Here is a 19,225-nt window from a genome sequence, read left to right on the forward strand (position 1 = left end):
TGCTGTACTGCACACAATCCCGCCCGCTTCAAAGCCCCTGCGCAGGCCCCTGGCGAAAAGAGCAACATGAATAGAGCCGAAGTCCGACAAGCCGTGCATGACTTCATCAGCCGCCTGCTGGATGGCAATGACGGATTTTCCGACGACGTGAGTCTGCAGGAATTGGGGTTGGACAAGCAGGATATCGAGGACCTGATCTTCCACCTGGAAGATGAGTTTGGAGTGACCGCCTTCACCCACGAAGAAGACCAGATGCTCAAGGCGGCGAACAGCGCCAACGACCTGAGCCGGTTTCTGCTGACGATTTCACGGCGCTAAGGATTTCATGGCGCTGGGCGCCATTGGCGGGTTGCGAGTTGACGGGTTTGAATCAGAAGGCGGCAACCGATCGCGAGTAAACCTGCCCTCGCGCGGCTGAAAAGTGACGGGAGCAGGCTGGATGCCTGCTCCACTCCCGAGCCGATGGTTAGCGGCGACGCTGTTGCCGACGCCGTTGTTCGTCGTCTGTGCGAATTGGCACCGGCTGCAATGGCGGCTCGATCAGCCCCAGTGCGACCCCGAGGTCGTGAAGCCAGTTTTGCAGTTTCTCTTTCATAGTGCCCCCCTTAAGGGTCGTGCCCAGCGGCAGGGTTCTGGAGCCGCTTAGCTCTGATAATAGCGCTAAGTTCCGCGCATTGCTCAACCTGGATGGCAATGATCTGTTACCGGATTAATCTGAATCAGCCCGCCCGTTTCAGGCCGTCGCCCGCTGATCCGTCTGACTCGCCTGTTGCAACTCGATCCAGGCATTGAGGTTGGCGCCGAGCATGCCCTTGCGCCACATCAGCCAGGTGGTGGCACTGGCGAATGGCTCGGCCAGTGGATGGACCGCCACGCTTTCGCGACCGGGCAGGCTGGCGAGCATCGACTCCGACATCAGCGCCACCCCGGAGCCGGCAATCACGCAGGCCAGCATCCCCTGATAGGACTCGATTTCTATCGCCCGCCCCATGGCCGCATGGTAGTGGGCGAACCACGACTCCAGGCGCAGGCGGTACGAGCAGCCGCGGCGAAAGGTGAACACCGCGCGCCCTTCGACATCCCGGGCGCTGCGGATCGGCGGATGATCCGCCTCGCTGATCAGCACCAGCTTTTCATCGCACAGCGGCACCCCGTCCAGGCTGGCCAGCTCCAGAGGGCCGTCCACCAGCACCGCATCCAGGCGCCCGGCCAGCAGGCCTTCGAGCAACTCGCTGCTGGGCGCCGATTGCACCTGCAGGTTCACCGCCGGGTAGGCGCGGTGGTAACGCGCCAGCAGCGCCGGTAATTGAATCGCCGCCGTGCTGTACATGGTGCCCAGTACGAAATCCCCGGCCGGCTGACCGCCCTGCACTGCCCCATGGGCCTCATCGCGCAGGGCAAACAGGCGCGCGGCGTAATCGAGCAGTACCTTGCCCGCTGGCGACAGTTGCAGCCGCTGCCGTTCCCGCAGGAAGAGCTCGACGCCCAGTTGCTCTTCCAGTTGCTTGAGCCGCGTCGACAGGTTGGACGGCACCCGATGCAGGCGCTCGGCCGCCCGGGTGATGGAACCTTCCTCGGCGACCGCCTGGAAGATGCGCAACTGGCTGAACTCCACGACCATTCTCCAAAAACGAACAAGTTACTTAATATTATTCATTTTTATAGAAAGTCAATCAGTCCTAGCCTGACGGTCATTGCCCACTCGACGGAACCCGGACCATGTCACCGCTGATTCGCTTACTCGCCAGTTTCATTGCCCTGATGATGGCCATGGGCATTGGTCGCTTCGCCCTTACCCCGCAACTGCCGCACCTGCTGAGCGAAGGCCAGGTCGACCTGACCGACACCGGCCTGATCGCCGCCGCCAACTACCTGGGGTATTTCATCGGCGCGCTGGATGCCATGTTCGCCCGCCGCCCGGCCCAGGTCCGTCGGCGTTTGTTGGGCGGGCTGTGGCTGTGCGTGCTGCTGACCCTGGCCTCGTTCTGGGCCAACGGCTTCTGGGCGCATGCGGTATTGCGCTTCGGCACCGGCGTGGCCAGTGCCTGGGTGATGGTGATGATCGCCGCCCTGAGCCAGTCGCTGGCCCTGGCCACCGGCCGGCCACGCCTGGGCGCCCTGGTGTTTGCCGGGCCCGGGCTGGGGATTTTCCTAACCGGCCTGCTGGCCCTGGGCTCGAACCTGCTGGGGCAAAGCTCCGCGACCCTGTGGCTGGTGTACGCCGCGGCCGGCCTGCTGATGCTGCTGGTGATCCTGCCGATCCTGCCGCAACCTGCCATGCCCGCACTGACCGCCCAGATGCCACACGCCTCGAGCCACAGCGGCATCCCCCGCCTCGGGCTGGTTTATGCGCTGTACGGCCTGGGTTACATCATCCCGGCGACCTTCCTGTCACAGATGGCCAGCGCGCGCTTTCAAGGGCAATGGCAGGCCGACCTGTTCTGGCCGTGCTTCGGTCTGGCGGCAGCCATCGGTGTGGGGCTGGTGAGCCTGCGCCGGCACAGCCCGAACGCCACCCGCCACTGGCTGATGGCGACCTTGTGGCTGCAAGCCGCCGGGGTGTTTGCCTGCCTGCTGGGCAATGGCGCCGGTCTGGCGCTGGGGGTGATGCTCTGCGGCACGCCGTTCCTGGCCTGCATGCAACTGGTGATGCAGCGCTCGCGGGAGCTGGCGCCCCACACCACCCAGCGCAACGCTGGTTTGCTCACGGCCAGCTTCGCCGTGGGCCAGTTGAGCGGGCCACTGCTGGCGGCCCTGAGCAGCCATTTCAACGGTGGCCTGCAACCGGCGCTGATCGTCGCCGGCAGCAGCCTGCTGCTGGCGGGGGTCTTGCTGTTGAACCAACAACCGCTTGCCCGGGAGTGCCACGCCACCGCCTGAGCCTGGGGTTACAGCAAACTGCGGATCCGCCGGCGCAACCACTGTTCGGCGCTGACGAAGGTGATGCCCAGCAACACCAGCACCGCACCGATCACGAAGTTGAGACTCAGGGGTTCGCCCAGCAACAGGACCCCGAAGGTGACGCCGAACAGCGGCGTCATGAAGGAAAACACCGCCAGGTTGGCGGCCAGGTAACGGCGCAGCAGCCAGAACCAGGTCAGGTAGCTGAAAAACGACACCACCAGCCCCTGGAACAGCACGCTGGCCACCGCCACCGGGGTCAGGCTGACATGGGTGACCTGGCCGCTCAGCACGGCGATCAGCAGCAGGCCGACAAAACCGACGATCAACTGATAGAACAGGGTCAGGGTCGCGGGCGCCTCGGACAGGCGCGACGCGCGCACCACCACCGTGGTCGCGCCCCAGGCCAGGCCGGCCAGCACGCCCAGGGCATCGCCAAGCAGCATGCGCGTGTCCAGGTTATCCAGCGAGATGCCGCCGGCGAAGGCCACGCCGATGCCGACGAACGCCAGCAGGATCCCCAGCCATTGCAGGGGCCTCAGGCGTTCGCTGGGCAGCAGCCAGTTCACCCCCAGCGCGGTGAAGATCGGCGCGGTATAGAGAAACACCGACATGTGCGCGGCGCTGGTGAGCTTGAGCCCTTCGGCGATAAACAGGAACTCCAGGCCGAACAGGCTGCCGGCCAGCAAGCCGCCGCGCCAGGTACTGCCGATCTGCGACCAGCCGCCCTTCCAGCACATCAGCAAGGCCACCAGCAGCGCCGAAATGCCCGAACGCGCGGCCGCCTGCATCACCGGTGCGATATCCGCCGCGGCCCACTTGATCATCACTTGCTGTACGCCCCAGATCAGGCACAGCCCCAACATCACTTGCAGTGCAAAACCGTCGGCGCTGCGCCGCTCGATGCTCACCGCAGCCCCTCGGGCAGATTCATAGACATGGCAGTTACTCGACAGAAACGACAAAGCCCCGGAACCGGTCCGGGGCGAAGAATTAATGTGCTGTCGATTATCAACCAAACGGACAGAAAAAAACGCCTGGAAAAAGACCTTTATCCTGACCGTCAGCTCGAGGCCGTCGGGCTCAGCCTCAGGGATGGCGAGGCCTCATGGCGCGCGAGGAGGAAAAACAGCGCGCCACCGAGGAAACACCCGGTGAACCAGGCGAAGTTGGCCATCGGCTGCAATGCTGGCGTGAAGGTGATCGCCACGCCCACCAGGGTCGCCGGCACCAGCGCCTTGACCGCGGTCCAGTTGACGCCGCCGCTGTAGTAATAACGCCCGTCCGGGCCGTCGTTGAACAGCGAGTCGACATCGATCTGCTGCTTTTTGATCAGGTAGTAGTCCACCAGCAGAATGCCGAACAACGGGCCGATAAAGGCGGCCAGCACGTCGAGGGTGTAGTGGATCACCTGGGGGTTGTTGAACAGGTTCCAGGGGGTGATGAAGATCGACGCCAGGGCCGCGATCATGCCGCCGGTGCGCCAGCTGATCCGGCTCGGGGCGACGTTGGCGAAGTCGAAGGCCGGCGAGACGAAGTTGGCGACTATGTTGATGCCGACGGTGGCGGTGACAAAGGCGAAGGCGCCGAGCAGCACCGCGACGTCGTTGTCGATCCGCGCCACGGTGGCGATCGGGTCATGGAGCATTTCACCGAACACCGGCAGGGTGCCGGAGACGATGACCACGGTCACCAGGGAGAACGCCAGGAAGTTCACCGGCAACCCCCAGAAGTTGCCACGCCGCACATCCTGCATGCTGCGGCAGTAGCGGCTGAAGTCGCCGAAGTTCAGGGTCGGCCCGGAAAAGTAGGACACCACTAGCGCCGTGGCGACAATCACCTGGCCGAATGCCTGCCAACCCGACAGCGACTTCTCCCCAAGGGTGAAGCTGATGTTGCTCCAGCCCGCCTTCCACACGATCCAGCCGGCAAGAAGGAACATCACTGCATAGACCACCGGACCCGCCCAGTCGATAAAGCGCCGGATCGACTCCATGCCGGCCCAGAACACCAGGGCCTGGACCAGCCACAGCGCCAGGAAACCGAACCAGCCCAGGTAGGACAGCCCGGCAAAATGCGGCTCGGCATAGGCCGCCATGGCCGGGAAAAAGCGCAACACCACGATGATCAGGGCGCTGGACGCCAGGTAGGTCTGGATCCCGTACCAGGCCACCGCGATCAGGCCGCGGATCACCGCCGGGATATTCGCCCCGAACACGCCGAACGCCAGCCGGCAGATCACCGGGTACGGCACCGCCGCCTGCTGGCTGGGCCTGGCCACCAGGTTGGCGATCAGTTGCACGATGCAGATCCCCGCCAACAGGGCCACCAGCACTTGCCAGCTGGCCAGCCCGAGGGCGAACAGGCTGGCAGCGAATACATAACCGCCGACGCTGTGCACATCGCTCATCCAGAAGGCGAAGATGTTGTACCAGTTCCACTTCTGCGGCAGCGGCCCCAGGTCCTGGTTGTACAAGCGCGGGCTGTAGCCCTTCGGTAGTTGCTCGGTCATTGCAAGGCTCCTTGTTGGACAGGCTCTGCCCCCGCGATTGACCTTGCGACCACACTGCGTACGGGAGCCGGCATGAGTTGTATACGAAGCGCTACGCAGAATGCGTGCCATACCGGAAAAATCTGTAGGCGAACCGCGCTAATCGCTTGTCCATCAAGGGCTGAGGCTTGGCTACACAAAGATGATCAGCAGGCGGAATCAGAAGTAAGCATGCCCGTTGGCTGTGCATGACTGCCTGATATCAGTGCATCGACAAGGGGTGATCGATTGTATACAGCGCCTTTGCGAGTGTTCGGATACACCGGCCCCGACTCCCGCCTCAAGCAGCCAGAAAAAAGGCAATAAAAAACCGCTGCCGGAACCGGCAGCGGTTGTTCGGTAATGCCCTCGTGGCGCGGTCGTGATCTTCGACCGCACCTACGCCCGGGAGGAACGGATCAGGTCAGCTCAATGCGATCGGCATGAATAACGATCTGGCCATTCTTGTACAAGGCGCCGATGGCCTTCTTGAAGTTGCCCTTGCTGACACCGAACAGTCCACTGATCACCGTTGGATCGCTCTTGTCGCTGACCGGCAGTGTGCCGTTGTTTTCCCGCAACTTGGCGAGGATCTTGGCGTTCAGGCTGCTGGCCAGTTCTTCGCCCACCGGTTGCAGGCTGAGGCTGATCTTGCCATCGGCGCGGATCTCTTTGATGAAGCCCTTTTCCTGTTTGCCCGGACGCAGGAACTTGAACACTTCGTTCTTGTGGATCAGGCCCCAGTGCTTGTTGTTGATAATCGCCTTGAAGCCCATGTCGGTGCTCTCGGCCACCAGCAGATCGACTTCCTGGCCGACCTTGTAGGTCACCGGAGCCTTGTCCAGGTAGCGGTCCAGACGGGCCGTGGCGGTGATGCGACGGGTGTGCTTGTCGAGGTAGACGTGCACCACGCAATACTCGCCGGCGGTCAGTTGGCGCTTTTCCTCGGAGTACGGCAGCAACAGGTCCTTGGGCAGGCCCCAGTCGAGGAACACACCGATGCTGTTAACTTCCACGACTTTAAGACTGGCGAACTCACCGACTTGAACTTTTGGTTTTTCGGTAGTTGCAATTAACTTGTCGGCGCTATCCAGATAAACAAAAACATTCAACCAGTCTTCATCTTCACTGGGAATATCCTTGGGAATATAACGATTGGGCAGCAATATTTCGCCATCCGCCCCGCCGTCCAGATATAAACCGAAGTTAGTGTGTTTAACCACTTGCAAACTGTTGTAGCGCCCGACTAAAGCCATTTCCAATACCCTCATTGCGTGGGCGGCATTCTACCCGTTTTTCCGGGCCTGGTTGGCCCGAGTCGCCGGATAGCAGCGGATATTTTCCTGAATGCCTTGATTTTTATGGCTTTGCGCCAGCAACCGGTTCCGCCCGTCAGGCCAACCGGCAGCGGCTTTTGCCTCAGCGCCGCCGAGCAAGCCTTTCTTTTTACCATTGTCTTTATTTAAAACAGCAGCTTATGGGGATATTCCCGAGATCAACTTAGGATTATTCGAGAGTTTTCCACCGTTATTCCAGGAGGATATTTACCAAGCAATTGTCAAGCATTTCATGTATGATGGCTGGCCAAATTAATTTCCTGAAGGTTAATGGCCGCCATGCGTGTAAAAGCATCCAACAGCAAAGCAAAGCCAGCTCCAGCCGTTGAAACCAGCGAATCGATCAACGATCAGATTGCTGCTTTCCTGAAATCCGGCGGCGAGATCCAGCAAATTGCCAAAGGCGTCAGCGGCCAGACTTTCGGCCCGTCCAAGCAGATCAGCCTGGGCAAGAAGTAATCCCCCCGCAACACCTCCTGGTCCCTATGCGCTTTGAGCCTCAAAGCGCTAGGACTAGAGTTCTGAGTCCTTCCCTCCTGTAAAAATCGACGAACGGCCCTCATCCCCGAGGTTTCGCCGGTATCCTTGCACACCTCTAGATCGAGCATTTCAGCAGGTTTCGCGGTTCCTGCTCCTCGCGTTTCATGGAGTGAAGCATGCTCAAACCCTCTCATGTGCTGCTTGCCAGCCTTCTCGCCAGCCCCTTGGTCCACGGGCAGATCTTCCAGCGCGAACTGGGGGATTTCGACCTCAAGCTCAGCAGCACCCCGAGCCGCAGCATGGCCCAGGGCCTGGTCAAACCCTCAGCCACCGGTTCGTTCCATGGCGGCCTGGACCTGACCCACGACAGTGGCTGGTACATCGGCCAGTGGTCGCCGAGCATGGGCCTGGGCGAGAGCGACCTGGAAGTGGACTCCTACCTGGGCTTCAAGCGCCCCTTCGATAAGACCCTGGGTTATGAAGTGGGGATGATCCAGTACAACTACCCGCAACTGGCCCCGCAGGACAGCCAGGAGTTCTACGGCGGCCTGACGCTGCTGGGCAGCCGCTTCGGCGCCGCGTTCAGCCAGGACCCGGACAAGCGCAACAGCACTCTGTTCGCCGACCTGGGCGGCAACCAGCCTTTCGGCATCGGCGTCAGCATCAAGTACACCACTCATCAGCTGGGCAACCCGGTTTCGGTGAGCAGCGGCTACGTCAGCAGTTTCAACGACTGGTCGATCAAGTTCTCCCGCCCCTGGATGGGCATCGACCTGAAACTGATCTACAGCGACTCCAGCCTCAACGGTAGCGATTGTTCGGCCTATTCTGGACATAACGCGCAATGCGACGGTCTGCTCACCTTCAAGGCCGAGCACTCGTTCTATTGAGCGGCTGAACTGCCGGAAGCGTTCCGGGTTCAGATAAGAAACCCATGCCTTACAACCCCAGGCCTTCGCAAGGACTTGCCATGTCGCGCCGGCTGCAACACCTCACCCAGCTACTGCTGCTAAGCCTGGTGCTGACCTCCTGCAATCGGGTCGGCCTGGCTTACCGCAACCTCGATGTGATCATTCCCTGGACGCTCAACGACTACCTGGAAATGAACCGCGAGCAGAAAATCTGGTTCAACGAGCGCCTCAAGGAACACCTGAGCTGGCATTGCGGCACGCAACTGCCCGGCTACCTGGACTACCTGGACCGCCTGCAGCAGATGGTCGAGCGCAATCAGGTCAACGATGCCGAGCTGCAAGAGTTCACCCGCGAAGCCAAGCAGGCCATTGCCCAGACCGCCCGCGCGATCGCGCCGTCGGCCATCGAGTTGTTGCGAGGCCTGGATGATCAACAGGTCGCGGAAATGAAGGCGGCCTTCGCCAAGGACATGCGCCAACGCCGCAGCAAATACCTCAAGTCACCACTGGAACAACAGATCAGGCTGCGCGCCGAACGCATGGACAAACGCCTGACTACCTGGCTCGGCCCCCTCACGCCCGAGCAGACCCGGCGGGTGGCGGACTGGTCGACGTCCCTCGGCGAACAGAACCAGCTCTGGCTTGCCAACCGGGCCAACTGGCAGGCGCAGTTCAGTGCCGCGCTGGAACAACGCCAGAACAGCGACTTCGACAAACGCATCGAGCGCCTGCTGGTGGATCGCGAAAGCTTCTGGACACCGGCTTATCGCCAGGCCTATGCCAACAGCGAACAGGCGTCGCGCAACCTGCTGGTGGACGTGATGGCCCAAAGCACGCCAACCCAGCGCAAGCATCTGCGCAACAAGCTGCAGAATGTGCGCAATGAATTCGAAGCGTTGAAATGCATGAGGACGGCACGCCAGAAGTAACGCCTGAATAGCCGTCCAGCGAGGTGGGGCTGGCGGGCGACCGTTGGGCGGAACCGTCCGGCGGCTGTCGATTTTCCCGCGGGTGAAACGACTAGCCTGTGTAGGCACTGTCGCCGCGCCACCTTTGCCGCAGGAGAAGACGTCATGCACCTCAACGATCATCCGGTCGTATCCCGGGAACAATGGATACAGGCCCGCAAGCAGCACCTGATTCACGAAAAGGCGTTCACCCGCCAGCGCGACCAGCTCAGCGCCGAGCGGCGCGCCCTGCCCTGGGTGAAAATCGACAAGCCCTACCGCTTCCAGGGCCCCCACGGCGAACTGAGCCTGGCCGACCTGTTCGGCGATCACAGCCAGCTGGTGGTCTACCACTTCATGTTCGCCGAAGGCTGGGACGAAGGTTGCCCGGGTTGCTCCTTTCTCTCCGACCATATCGACGGCGCCAACCAGCACCTGGCCCATCACGACATCGCGCTGGTGGCGGTGTCCCACGCGCCCTTCGCCGAGTTCCAGGCGTTCAAGCGGCGCATGGGTTGGAAGTTCGACTGGGTCTCGTCCGCCGGCTGTGATTTCAACTACGACTTCGGGGTCTGCACCCGGGCCGACGAGGTCGCCGCCGGCACCGCCACCTACAACTATGAAAAGACCGACGGCGCCGAAGAAGAGCTGCCCGGCCTCAGCGTGTTCTACCGCAATGAAGCCGGCGAGATCTTCCACACCTACTCCACCTACGCCCGTGGCCTGGACCTGCTGGTGGGGGCCTACAACTACCTGGACCTGACACCCAAGGGGCGCAATGAAGAGCAGATCATGGACTGGGTCAGGCACCATGATCGTTATGACGACAAACCGGCCGCCAGTTGCTGCCATGGCGGTTCCTGAGCGTTAGACCGAGATCGCGAACAAGCCCGCCCCTGTAGGAGCGAGCTTGCTCGCGATCTCGTCCGTCCTGTCACGACAAAAAAACCGGCCGGCGCAAACCCACCGTCTCGCCCCCGGCTAAACTTGGCTCCATGAGCTCTGCCTATCACAGCCTCCACGAATACACCCTGCGCATGAACCGGGTGCTGGAGCATATCGACCAACACCTGGACCAGCCGCTGGAGCTGGCCGAACTCGCGCAGGTCGCGCATTTTTCGCCCTTTCACTTCCATCGCCTGTTCACCGCCTGGGTCGGCGAAACCCTGGGCGACTACCTGCGCCGACGGCGCCTGGCCTGTGCCGCCTATCAGCTGGCCAGCCATCCGGAATTGAGCATTCTGGAGGTGGCGCTGGAGGTCGGTTTCAGCTCCGGCGAAGCGTTCTCCCGGGCGTTCAAGCAGCACTTTTCGGTCACCCCGAGCACCTGGCGCAGCACCGAACCCAAACGCTGGCACCGCCGCCTCAGCGACGTCCGCGAACGGCGCCTGCGCGAATTGAGCAATCCTGATCAGACGCACATCCCGGCCTTCGACGATCCTGACGCCTTCATCCACCTGAAGGAACTCACGATGAACGTCACCCTCAAGGAACTGCCACCGGTCCGCGTCGCCTACCTGCGCTACATCGGCCCCTACGGGCCAGGCATCGGCACCTTCTGGCGCGACACCGTCGCCCCCTGGATGGTCGAAAACAGCCTGCTGGGCCGTGCGCGCTACGGTATCGGCCACGACGACCCCTACGTCACCCCACCGGAAAAATGCCGCTACGACGCCTGCGTCGAAGTCCCCGTCGACTTCAAGGCCAGCGCCCCCGCCGTCGTCACCACCCTGCTCGGCGGCCTCTACGCCGTCGCCCACTACCAGGGCAAAGGCCCCGACATCGCCGACGCCTGGACCGAACTGTGCCGCGACTGGCTGCCCAAGAGCGGCATGCAATTCGATGCACGGCCAGCGTTCGAACGTTATCCGGTGGACGCGAAATACGACATGAAGACGGGGGAACTGGAATGTGAAATCTGTATTCCGGTGAAGGCGTTGTAAGCCGTAACGAACGGAGAAACGACACGGGGCAGCCAACGCTGCCCCGTTTTTTACGCCTCAGGAATACTCGGCCTAAAGGCTGTCGCTGGTAGAGAACCCACCGCCGCCCGTCGATCGGGAGGAACTGAACGAGCTGCTGGAACTTGAGCTACTGCTTGCGGAATTGCTCGGGCGACTGCTGGAACGGCTGCTCGAACCGCTGCTGGAGCCACTGCTCCAAAAGCTCGGGGCCGGCCTGCTGGCGCGGCGATGGCTCCCCACCTCATTCGCCACCTGGGAGAGGGACAGCGCGCCCTGCATGAACCCGGCAACCAGAGAGTCAAGATTCATACCTGCGGAATAGCTGTAGCTACCGCTGATAGACCCACTCGACTGTAATTCACGCTCAAGCTGCTTGGCTCTTGCATAGTCGCGCTCGGTATCCCTGCACTTCATCTCCAGGAACGGCACGCGCAACCGCAGATCATCGAGCTCAGAACGCAAATCACGCACCCTCTGCACCAGCTCGTCGTCCTGCGGCGTCGTTGTCTGCCCGGCCAAGTGCTCAAGCTTGGCATCACTCATCTCGGCCAATTGCCGGGACAACAGCTCAGCAACCTGGGCAAAGTGCTCGTCCCCCTTGGAGACGAACAGCCCCAGGCGCTCATGAACGGCATTGGCCTGAGCCTTGCCGGCCTCCACGGCCTCGCGCTCCGTCTTCAGGCGCGCTTGCAGCACCGACAACAGGGTGCCGGCCAGGGCTTGCTGATACAGCCGCGCCAGCTCGGCCTCCTGAACGGCCCGATGGCTGTCCCGTTGCCACTGGGCGCCCTCATTGGCTTCCTGCATGGCCAGAAGGCTCTGCTCGATCGCGCTGTTCTGCGGGAAATTGCACAGGCGAGCAATCCACCGATCCAACTCCCGAAAAAACGACCGGCCAACATAACGATCCGTACCGAACCCGCGGCCCTTCAAGTAGAGGTACAGAGGCTCGGTCTGAAAGGCCCGAAGCTTGCCGCGACATTCATCACGCAGCTCCTGGTAAGACGCGGCCGCCTCGTTACAGCGCTCGACAGCCTCCGCGAGGATCGCGGCTTGCTGTTGGTACGCCGGCTCTACCGTCAACTGCCGGTCGACATCGGCAACGAGGGCCTCGATTTCCTGGGAAACCGTCGACATCTCCTGCAGGTGCTTGGCAACCCCGGCCTCCGCCACCGCCAATTGCTCACGCAACTCGGACTCGCTCCGCTCCCGCTGGTCCAGCAAACGCTGAACCTCGTCCGACAGCCGAGCCCCACCGGCCAGCTGAAAGTTGGCAATCTGTGGAAAGACGCCAGCGATCTGCTGCTGCAAGCGCAGTTCCTGCTCGTGGGCATTGGACAACTCGAGCTGGAACCTACGCAGTTCTGCCTCGTATCGCCGAGAGTTCTCGCCAAGGGACGCAATCATGCTGCTCGAGTTCATTACCACTCCAGGATGTAATCAGGTTTGGTTTTGACAGGCCCTTTAACGAAGGTAAAGGTCAGCGAGTTGGCCGCCTTTTTACCCATCAAGCGGTCATCGACATGACCATCCAGAAGCTTGTCATTCTTGGCTGCCTGATAGGTTGCCTGGCTGACGCGCACGCCAAAGATCGAGGCATAACGCCGTTCCCCGCTCTCGATACTGGTGATGGGGACCGGGACCACATTGCCTGAGGCATCGCTCGCCTCGGTCAGCAGATACCAGGTCTTGCCTCCAGTCGGATCATAGTTGCGCTCGATCATCGACTTCTCGCCGGTACGGCTGACCACTTCCAGGGTCAAGGGTGTGGCTGCGACGGTCCGCAGTCGTTCGATCTCCTGTAGGCCACGCTCGGCCGCCGCCGTATCCATATCCTTGACGGCCTGATCGACCTTGGCGAACAAGGGTTGGAACTGCTCGGCATCCACCTTGCTCAAGCCCATCTTGCGCAGGTTGCCCCGGGCCTCTTGCAACTGCGTGAGATAGGGACTGACCACGCTTGTTTGCGTTACCAGCGCATCCAGCTGGTCAAGCGCCGACTGGACCGCCGGCAGGCCTTGGGTGTCGGCCTGATCCAATGCGGAGCGCGCCTTGGTTGCCGCGGCGGCAAGCGCCGGATAGGTCGTGCCGAGCACCGCGAACGACGCAGCCGTCACCTGGGTTTTCAGCTTGGTATCAGCCGCCAGAAGCTGCGTAACCGTGTTCAGCTGAGGCTCTAGCGCCTGCAGGTCGGCAGCCTCCTTCTTCAGGTTTTCAGTCACCGAAACCGCCAGCGCGGCATCCTCGGCCCGGCTCTGTGCGGTGACTTTGGGCGGCAGGGTAACCGGCTGCGCCAGGCGAACCTTCTCCAGTGCCTCATGGACAGGTTTAAGCAGCCGGACCGCGGCCGGCACATTGTTGGCCAACGCCTCCGACTCAAGGCCCGACAGGCGTTTTTCCAGGCGATCCAACTGCACGCCCCGAGCATCGGCCTGGGCCCGTGCCTGATCCACCTGAGTCTGGGTGGCCTGCAGGCGCACCCCGGCAAAAAAATCGGCTACCGGCCGCGCCATGAAAATCGCGCCCAGACTCACGATCGAGAACACCGCCAGGGGCATCAGCCATTGAGCGCGAGTGATATAGACCTGCGCCAAGCATTTCGACCATGGGCCCATCGGCTGGGCCTCGTAGGTCAGTCGAGTGGCGAAGAAACTTCGCACGCCCTCCTCGACCAGAGCATCCTCGACCTCGATCCCCCGGGATCGATAAAACTCGCGAATCCGTTCAGCCACCAACTGACGGTGCCTGGGCAGGTCCAGATGTTTCTGCACCTCGGCCTGGCTGTGCCGCAGCTCATCGATGAGGGCCATGGCCCCCATCTGTTCGGTGAGGGAGACACTGCTCACCTTAGAGTCCCTTTTGCAGGAGTGCGCTGAAACGACGCTTGCTGTCCTCGGTGATCGACTCGATCTCGGCGGCCGCCGCAGAAGACTCTTTGCGCAACTCCTGGATCAGGCTCAGGCTGCTGGCCTGGAAGTCGACCACCGCCTCGGCCAGGGCCTTGACCGAACTGACTTTCAGGTTGGTCCCGTAGCCCGCTTTGAGCGCGGCCTCGAGCTGCTCCCCGCCGACCTTGGCCTGGGCCTCGAGGCTGGAGTTGATGCCGTCGTTCATGGCATTGAGGGTCTGGGTGACCTCGGCCAGCCCGCCGGACGACGTGAAGCCCGCCGCCAGGCCGGTGAGCACGATTTCATTGGTGGCGAAAAAGCTCACCGCGCGCTGATAGAGGCGCTCCTTCACCGAGTGGTACTGGCTCAAGCGCGCAAACACCAGCTCGGCCGCGTTGTAGCCCGCCTTCAGCTGATCGGCGATGTCGGTGATGATCTGGTAGCGCTTGTCCTCGTCCTGCAGATTGCGCAGCGCCACATCCCGCGCCAACTCCAGCTTCACCCGTTCGGTCGCCTCCAGCTCAGCCACCTCAAGCGCCGCGCCAGCATCCGCCAGGGTTTTACGCCCGGCATCGAGCTGCGCCTGAGCCACCTTCTGCACCTCACAGGCATCGACCTCGGCCGTCTTCATGGCCAACCGATAGTCCTGATAAGCCTCCAGGATCAGGGTTTCCAACTGGATCTGCTCATTGGCCGACTTCGCCACCGCCAGATAATTTTTGCGAATGTCCTCGAAGCGATCCGGAATCGACCCACGGCGCATGTTCAGCCAGGCCAGCTGGATACGCTCGGAGAATTGCAGCTTGCCGTCGGCCATCCACTCCATCATCTGCTGCGCGTCGGCCTGGATCGAATCGAAACTGGCGGCGATGTCGGCATACCGGGTACTGATATCCATGCTCTGCAGCTTGTCGCGCACCGAGGCATTAAAGACCGTGGACTGTTGCAGGGTGGCGGCGATATTGGTCACCCGGTTGGCGTCATACACCGCCACCTTGTCCAGCAACGCCAGCACAGGTGCATCCTGGACGGGAAAGTTGATACCGACCGAGCGGAGGGCAGACATGGAGCGTTCGAGGTAGTTCATGAGCGTATTCCCAGTGTGGAGCCTTGGTTCAAAAGCTCCATCATCCTTTGACAGGTGAATAGGCGAAGGGGCTTCCACCCCTCGGAATCGGGTACAGACAGGAGCATCGAAAGCGCCGTGCAAAAGACGATGCCGTCTGGAAGTCTGGAGACTATGCGTGCACATCACGCGCAGGGTGTTGCCCGAGACAGACCGCAGCCGGAACCGCTGAAACAGCCGCCACAGGCCCTGCCGAACGGATATGCGCGCCGAATGGTAACAGAGCTTGGGGCTGAAAGTTCTCGTCTGAGCCCGGTGCCTTTAGCAAAGTGCCAGTATTGCCCGAAACCTTTTGCGGGAAGCCGTACTCTGGAAAACGCACGGGGTGTTTTATTGAGTATTGGAGCTGCCCGCCAAGCCGACAGCTTCCTTCTGGGCTAATCAGAAAAGCCCTACAGCCTGCTGTGCACTCCCCTTATTCCCGCCAACCACAGTGCGATTTACAGTCGGTGGGTCGCCCAGATGGCGACCGGGTTTGGCGACCTGACACCAGAACAAATGCAAAACCTCCCGCTTGCAGGTATTTTTGCATCCGCACGATCGCTCTATGACGGCTGTGCGTGGGAGATCTTCGGGTCTGCCGGCTTTACCTCTGGTGTCGGTTCGCCAACCTGCGTACAGCTGTCACCCTCGTTTGGCGACGATGGGTGACGGTTCGGGCACTCAACCAGAGGTGAACCTATGAATCGATACATGCCGATTACTGGCCACGACTGCAATATTCCCTACCTGCTGATCGACACCCAAGCACCTGTCGATGTGCTTCACGATGCAGCGGCTTATCGCATTCGTGCGGTGACTCAGTTGTTGGAAAACTTTGTGGAACCTGAAAATGCTAGAAGCCACCCTATGGTTCTTCAGGAGTTGACGTTGGTCTGCACTATTCTGTTGCGTGACGGTTGCGATCTTCTAGATGTAACAGGGCGAAAATTAAAAGAGCAGATTTCGGCCTAAACAATAGCGGGCGATCTTAAAGTCGCCCGTTTTCCCTTTCGAGATTTAAGCCATTCAATTGTTAGCCCCCACACCCTTCTTTAAAACTAATCAAACCTTAGCATCACCCGACCTGCGCCTTGGGTTAGACCACACGAACCAAATGGCTAGCCAACTTATTTAATCAATGCCTCTCGCAATTTAACTTCCAACCCCTTAGCCACAAGCAACGTCTCAGGCTCCTCTCCCAACAAATGTTCGCCATCAACAAGAACAGATAAAAGCCTTTGAGCCAAAAGTTTATTATCAAACCAATAGATTGATGGCAAATCATTGATCAAGGCCAGCAACTCCCCATCATCAAAGAAACCTGAGAGCAGGTTCTTAGAAAGAATATCAATAGCAATTGGCAGTAATTCTAATGAGAATAAATCCTGCCTCAAAGCCCGACATAGATCCTCAAGCCCAAGCTTTTCAATAGGTATATCGCGAACGGACAAGTACCACTGAGTCAAGGATGAAGGCTCGCTTTCCGGCTGCCACTTAGAGTCCATACCGGCCGATATTGAACGAAATGTCTTTCTCATATCTTCAGTAGTCCAATAGTACCTTTTGCACAGGAGCCGACCTGACCCTTGCCTCCCACTTACTGGAGTCAACCCTGGACTGTTGGTCTGAAATCATCAATCGTCTTGTTTTTTTCTTTCAACAGAGACATGACGAACTCAGGATCAAAACCCATCAACAATTCGATAGCATCGTAAATCTTCCAACGATGTATTTCTGGATGATCAATGATCGAAACAAGGTGCTGTTTAATAGGAGGTACATACTCCAGGTATCTTTCACGCTTCACGAAAGCAAACGCATCGGCTATTTCAAAAGGTTTGCTGCCCGCCAACGCTATGATTTTCGACAAGGGTGAGTAGACCTGGGTTCTCGCCACCTCTCTTCCCCCCCTGTCAGCCATATTGGCAAAATACATGGTCACGGCCATAAGTATCTGACGATAAGTATCATCGTATCCATGCAGTCTATGAGAATAGATGCCTTCGATAATTTCGGGGCTTTCCATGTTCTTCTCCAAGGCAACCAGGCCTTCATGCCCCCCCCAACTGGTCAATAACTTCGCAGCCAGGAAACGCACCACGTCATTATCTGCGTGACGAAGCAAATCCATCACAGCATCCATTCTTTCCTGCGGAATATCCTCCGGGTCCAAGTCTCCTGCATCAGCTGCATAATCTGCATGCTCCGGAATGCTATTAAGCAGGTCGTTTGTTTTCCGATCCATGACAAATACCTATTTATCGATAAATTTAATATAGCCGGCCGGGACACAGCCCTTGATCAAGCACTCGCCATCACGCGTGGCGTTGCTCAAGCCTGCCTCTGCCCTCATCAATAAAGTCTCATTTCTCGTGTGAAAGGTTGTTCGTGTATTTCTCCCGCATCTGCCCTTGATTGCAACTCGGCCGCGATTTCATGGTTGTTCAAGAACCTGGTATTTGGTAATACACCGGAATCAATATCCTGCTGCAATCGCTTCACGTCGATTTCGATTTGATGCGTACCGTAGTCCTTAGGATTCGAGGCAGCGCTCGGGTCGGTTACGGAGATGTTTTGCGGGGCTTTAGGTAACTAAGAATTTTAGAGTTAAATCATGAAGGGCGTCTGGTGATTACGGCAAGACAAATACAACACCCCAGTTCAAGAGCTGAGGTTGCCCTGCCCTGAAAATACTTGACGAACATATTGGGTTAATCCGACCAAGTCTTCAAAAGAAATAGGGCCAAACTCCGGCTCATATTCAGAAAGATAGTCCTCAGGCGACAAACCCAAAGCCCCAGCCTTAGTCTCTACCTCTTTAATTCGCGCAGGCTCTATCACCCAATTCATGCCAGGAAACGCATGGCGCTCATACCCTGTCAAGACCCAATCTATCAGACCTTTATATAAACTAACCGCCCCCCTCAAAGTAGAAACAATACGATCATCCTCTCTTCCAAATCGAAAGGATACATACGAAGGAAGACTCGAGCGATCCTATCTTTCAAAGTGATCTTTCACCCACACCTCTGGCTTGCGCTGCCTATACTCAAGCGCACTCAAATCATAAAGTACATTCAGCAACTCACCTTCTGCATCTAAAACCCTAACAAGGATCATTATTGCAGCCCTTTAACCTTATCCGATATCAATATTCCATCAGAATTGATATTTCTGATATGTTGCTCCCAATCGTTTTACAGCATCCTTGGTTATTCGCTCGACATACCGCTCCATTGACTGGCGTACCATCTAGCTTGAAAAGCCTACTAATCTGGCCAGCATTTGCCTGCCCCCCTCCAAAAGATTACTTGCATTACATGGTACGGACGGAGGATTGACTCCTTTTGCACCAACTACCCAAAGCGCTTAATCAAATACTCCCTATATCTTTTGGGTGAGGCATCAATCAACCTCGCAACATTTTGTCCACCGACAGAATACACATCAACTACAGCCTCAACAAAGTAATACTGCTCCCCTGGCAACTCGCTCAGAACTTCACTATTCGATTCAACAAAGAAAATCATTTCTTCAAAAGATCGAAGATGGGCAAGGTAGCGAGCGATCTCCTCGTATGCTGATATATACAAATTGCTTTCTATAACTCCCTGAACACCATCAAACCCCTCAAGTATTTCAAGAAGTTCCCCCTCAGAAACAAGACACAAAGAGAGCAACCAATTCACAAAGCCAGCAAATACCTTAGCGCTTGAGTGCATTATTCAAGTCTAAACATCATTACTTACATCTACATTCTCAGAAACACTCACCGATAACACATGAAGAACATTTTTAATTTCATCCGGCAATTCCTGAAACTTTTTAAACCCTTTAGGCCTAGCTATCAGCTTATAACCAGCATCACTCACATCGTAACTAAACAAACCTCTTTTCGCCATTTCCACAAACGACTGCAAATAACGATCACGCTGAGCAGCAGAATTAAATTCCTGCAGATTTCTTTCAACAACTTCAAACTCAAAACCATCAGTCAACGAATAAAAATAATCATAAATAACTTCATATTCAAAAACTGACTTCCTTATCGCTACAGGAACAAATCCTCGGCCTCCACTCGCAAAATGCGCAAGCAGCCCATCTTGGCAGCAAGCAAACCAATCCAAATCATTAGTTTCTAAAAACTCATCATCCATCT

The 19,225-nt window shown here is 58.6% G+C and carries 21 protein-coding genes; 8 read left to right on the forward strand and 13 right to left on the reverse strand.

Going from position 1 to position 19,225, the window contains the following annotated elements; genetic code table 11:
* The first annotated feature begins 66 nt into the window (after positions 1 to 66).
* Entirely contained in the window at positions 67 to 318 is a 252-nt protein-coding gene (locus NRG23_RS11420; protein ID WP_009047628.1) for a hypothetical protein, read from the forward strand.
* A gap of 148 nt (positions 319 to 466) precedes the next feature.
* Here NRG23_RS11420 and NRG23_RS11425 read toward each other — a convergent pair whose 3' ends face one another.
* On the reverse strand, positions 467 to 595 hold the full coding sequence (locus tag NRG23_RS11425; protein ID WP_009042667.1) for a PA1414 family protein: 129 nt from the start codon (positions 593 to 595) through the stop codon (positions 467 to 469).
* Positions 596 to 733: 138 nt separating this feature from the next.
* Complete coding sequence (locus NRG23_RS11430) at positions 734 to 1,615, reverse strand: LysR family transcriptional regulator (protein ID WP_009047627.1); 882 nt, start codon at positions 1,613 to 1,615, stop codon at positions 734 to 736.
* Positions 1,616 to 1,719: 104 nt separating this feature from the next.
* Here NRG23_RS11430 and NRG23_RS11435 point away from each other — a divergent pair, with 104 nt between their 5' ends.
* Positions 1,720 to 2,880, forward strand: a complete 1,161-nt coding sequence (locus NRG23_RS11435) for an MFS transporter (RefSeq protein WP_257374631.1) — start codon at positions 1,720 to 1,722, stop codon at positions 2,878 to 2,880.
* Between the two features lie 8 nt (positions 2,881 to 2,888).
* Here the strand turns inward: NRG23_RS11435 and NRG23_RS11440 are convergent, their stop codons facing one another.
* The 3 genes from NRG23_RS11440 to NRG23_RS11450 form a co-directional block, all read right to left on the reverse strand.
* A complete protein-coding gene (locus NRG23_RS11440) occupies positions 2,889 to 3,812 on the reverse strand; it encodes a DMT family transporter (protein WP_009047625.1) in 924 nt (307 codons plus the stop codon).
* Positions 3,813 to 3,964: 152 nt separating this feature from the next.
* Positions 3,965 to 5,413 carry an NCS1 family nucleobase:cation symporter-1 gene (locus tag NRG23_RS11445; protein WP_016702299.1) on the reverse strand — a complete coding sequence of 483 codons (1,449 nt, stop codon included), beginning with the start codon at positions 5,411 to 5,413 and terminating at the stop codon, positions 3,965 to 3,967.
* Positions 5,414 to 5,850: 437 nt separating this feature from the next.
* Positions 5,851 to 6,687, reverse strand: coding sequence for a S1 RNA-binding domain-containing protein (locus NRG23_RS11450; RefSeq protein WP_023968236.1), 837 nt, complete (start codon positions 6,685 to 6,687; stop codon positions 5,851 to 5,853).
* A gap of 351 nt (positions 6,688 to 7,038) precedes the next feature.
* On the opposite strand from NRG23_RS11450, the gene NRG23_RS11455 reads away from it, so the two are divergent.
* From NRG23_RS11455 to NRG23_RS11475, 5 genes are all read left to right on the forward strand, one after another.
* Positions 7,039 to 7,227, forward strand: a complete 189-nt coding sequence (locus tag NRG23_RS11455; RefSeq protein WP_016702300.1) for a hypothetical protein — start codon at positions 7,039 to 7,041, stop codon at positions 7,225 to 7,227.
* Positions 7,228 to 7,424: 197 nt separating this feature from the next.
* Positions 7,425 to 8,138, forward strand: coding sequence for a TorF family putative porin (locus tag NRG23_RS11460; protein WP_101281979.1), 714 nt, complete (start codon positions 7,425 to 7,427; stop codon positions 8,136 to 8,138).
* Positions 8,139 to 8,218: 80 nt separating this feature from the next.
* On the forward strand, positions 8,219 to 9,088 hold the full coding sequence (locus NRG23_RS11465; protein WP_257374632.1) for a DUF6279 family lipoprotein: 870 nt from the start codon (positions 8,219 to 8,221) through the stop codon (positions 9,086 to 9,088).
* Between the two features lie 144 nt (positions 9,089 to 9,232).
* Positions 9,233 to 9,970, forward strand: a complete 738-nt coding sequence (locus NRG23_RS11470; protein WP_257374633.1) for a thioredoxin family protein — start codon at positions 9,233 to 9,235, stop codon at positions 9,968 to 9,970.
* A gap of 131 nt (positions 9,971 to 10,101) precedes the next feature.
* The gene (locus NRG23_RS11475) at positions 10,102 to 11,049 is read left to right on the forward strand and encodes a GyrI-like domain-containing protein (protein WP_124301237.1); all 948 of its coding nucleotides are present in this window, start codon (positions 10,102 to 10,104) and stop codon (positions 11,047 to 11,049) included.
* Positions 11,050 to 11,121: 72 nt separating this feature from the next.
* Here NRG23_RS11475 and NRG23_RS11480 read toward each other — a convergent pair whose 3' ends face one another.
* From NRG23_RS11480 to NRG23_RS11490, 3 genes are read right to left on the reverse strand one after another with little or no spacing between them, the layout of a single operon-like run.
* Positions 11,122 to 12,492 carry a hypothetical protein gene (locus NRG23_RS11480; RefSeq protein WP_257374634.1) on the reverse strand — a complete coding sequence of 457 codons (1,371 nt, stop codon included), beginning with the start codon at positions 12,490 to 12,492 and terminating at the stop codon, positions 11,122 to 11,124.
* Positions 12,492 to 13,916, reverse strand: coding sequence for a DUF6384 family protein (locus tag NRG23_RS11485; protein WP_257374635.1), 1,425 nt, complete (start codon positions 13,914 to 13,916; stop codon positions 12,492 to 12,494). The genes NRG23_RS11480 and NRG23_RS11485 overlap by 1 nt, the downstream gene beginning before the upstream one ends.
* A 1-nt stretch (position 13,917) precedes the next feature.
* On the reverse strand, positions 13,918 to 15,045 hold the full coding sequence (locus NRG23_RS11490; protein WP_124339722.1) for a merozoite surface protein 3b: 1,128 nt from the start codon (positions 15,043 to 15,045) through the stop codon (positions 13,918 to 13,920).
* A 720-nt stretch (positions 15,046 to 15,765) separates the two neighbouring features.
* Between NRG23_RS11490 and NRG23_RS11495 the strand changes: the two genes are divergently transcribed.
* Entirely contained in the window at positions 15,766 to 16,038 is a 273-nt protein-coding gene (locus tag NRG23_RS11495; protein ID WP_257374636.1) for a hypothetical protein, read from the forward strand.
* Between the two features lie 155 nt (positions 16,039 to 16,193).
* On the opposite strand, the gene NRG23_RS11500 is transcribed toward NRG23_RS11495, so the two are convergent.
* The 5 genes from NRG23_RS11500 to NRG23_RS11520 form a co-directional block, all read right to left on the reverse strand.
* Positions 16,194 to 16,604 (reverse strand): contact-dependent growth inhibition system immunity protein, encoded by a 411-nt coding sequence (locus NRG23_RS11500; protein WP_144241826.1) that lies wholly within the window; start codon positions 16,602 to 16,604, stop codon positions 16,194 to 16,196.
* Positions 16,605 to 16,672: 68 nt separating this feature from the next.
* Entirely contained in the window at positions 16,673 to 17,311 is a 639-nt protein-coding gene (locus NRG23_RS11505; RefSeq protein ID WP_038630960.1) for a hypothetical protein, read from the reverse strand.
* Positions 17,312 to 17,727: 416 nt separating this feature from the next.
* Entirely contained in the window at positions 17,728 to 17,916 is a 189-nt protein-coding gene (locus NRG23_RS11510; RefSeq protein ID WP_100208957.1) for a hypothetical protein, read from the reverse strand.
* 506 nt (positions 17,917 to 18,422) lie between these two features.
* Positions 18,423 to 18,788, reverse strand: coding sequence for a hypothetical protein (locus NRG23_RS11515; protein WP_016702309.1), 366 nt, complete (start codon positions 18,786 to 18,788; stop codon positions 18,423 to 18,425).
* A gap of 9 nt (positions 18,789 to 18,797) precedes the next feature.
* Positions 18,798 to 19,223, reverse strand: a complete 426-nt coding sequence (locus NRG23_RS11520) for a hypothetical protein (protein ID WP_232788608.1) — start codon at positions 19,221 to 19,223, stop codon at positions 18,798 to 18,800.
* Positions 19,224 to 19,225 lie beyond the last annotated feature (2 nt).

This window comes from Pseudomonas sp. T8, assembly GCF_024610635.1.
GTDB classification, from domain to species: Bacteria; Pseudomonadota; Gammaproteobacteria; order Pseudomonadales; family Pseudomonadaceae; genus Aquipseudomonas; species Aquipseudomonas chlororaphis_I.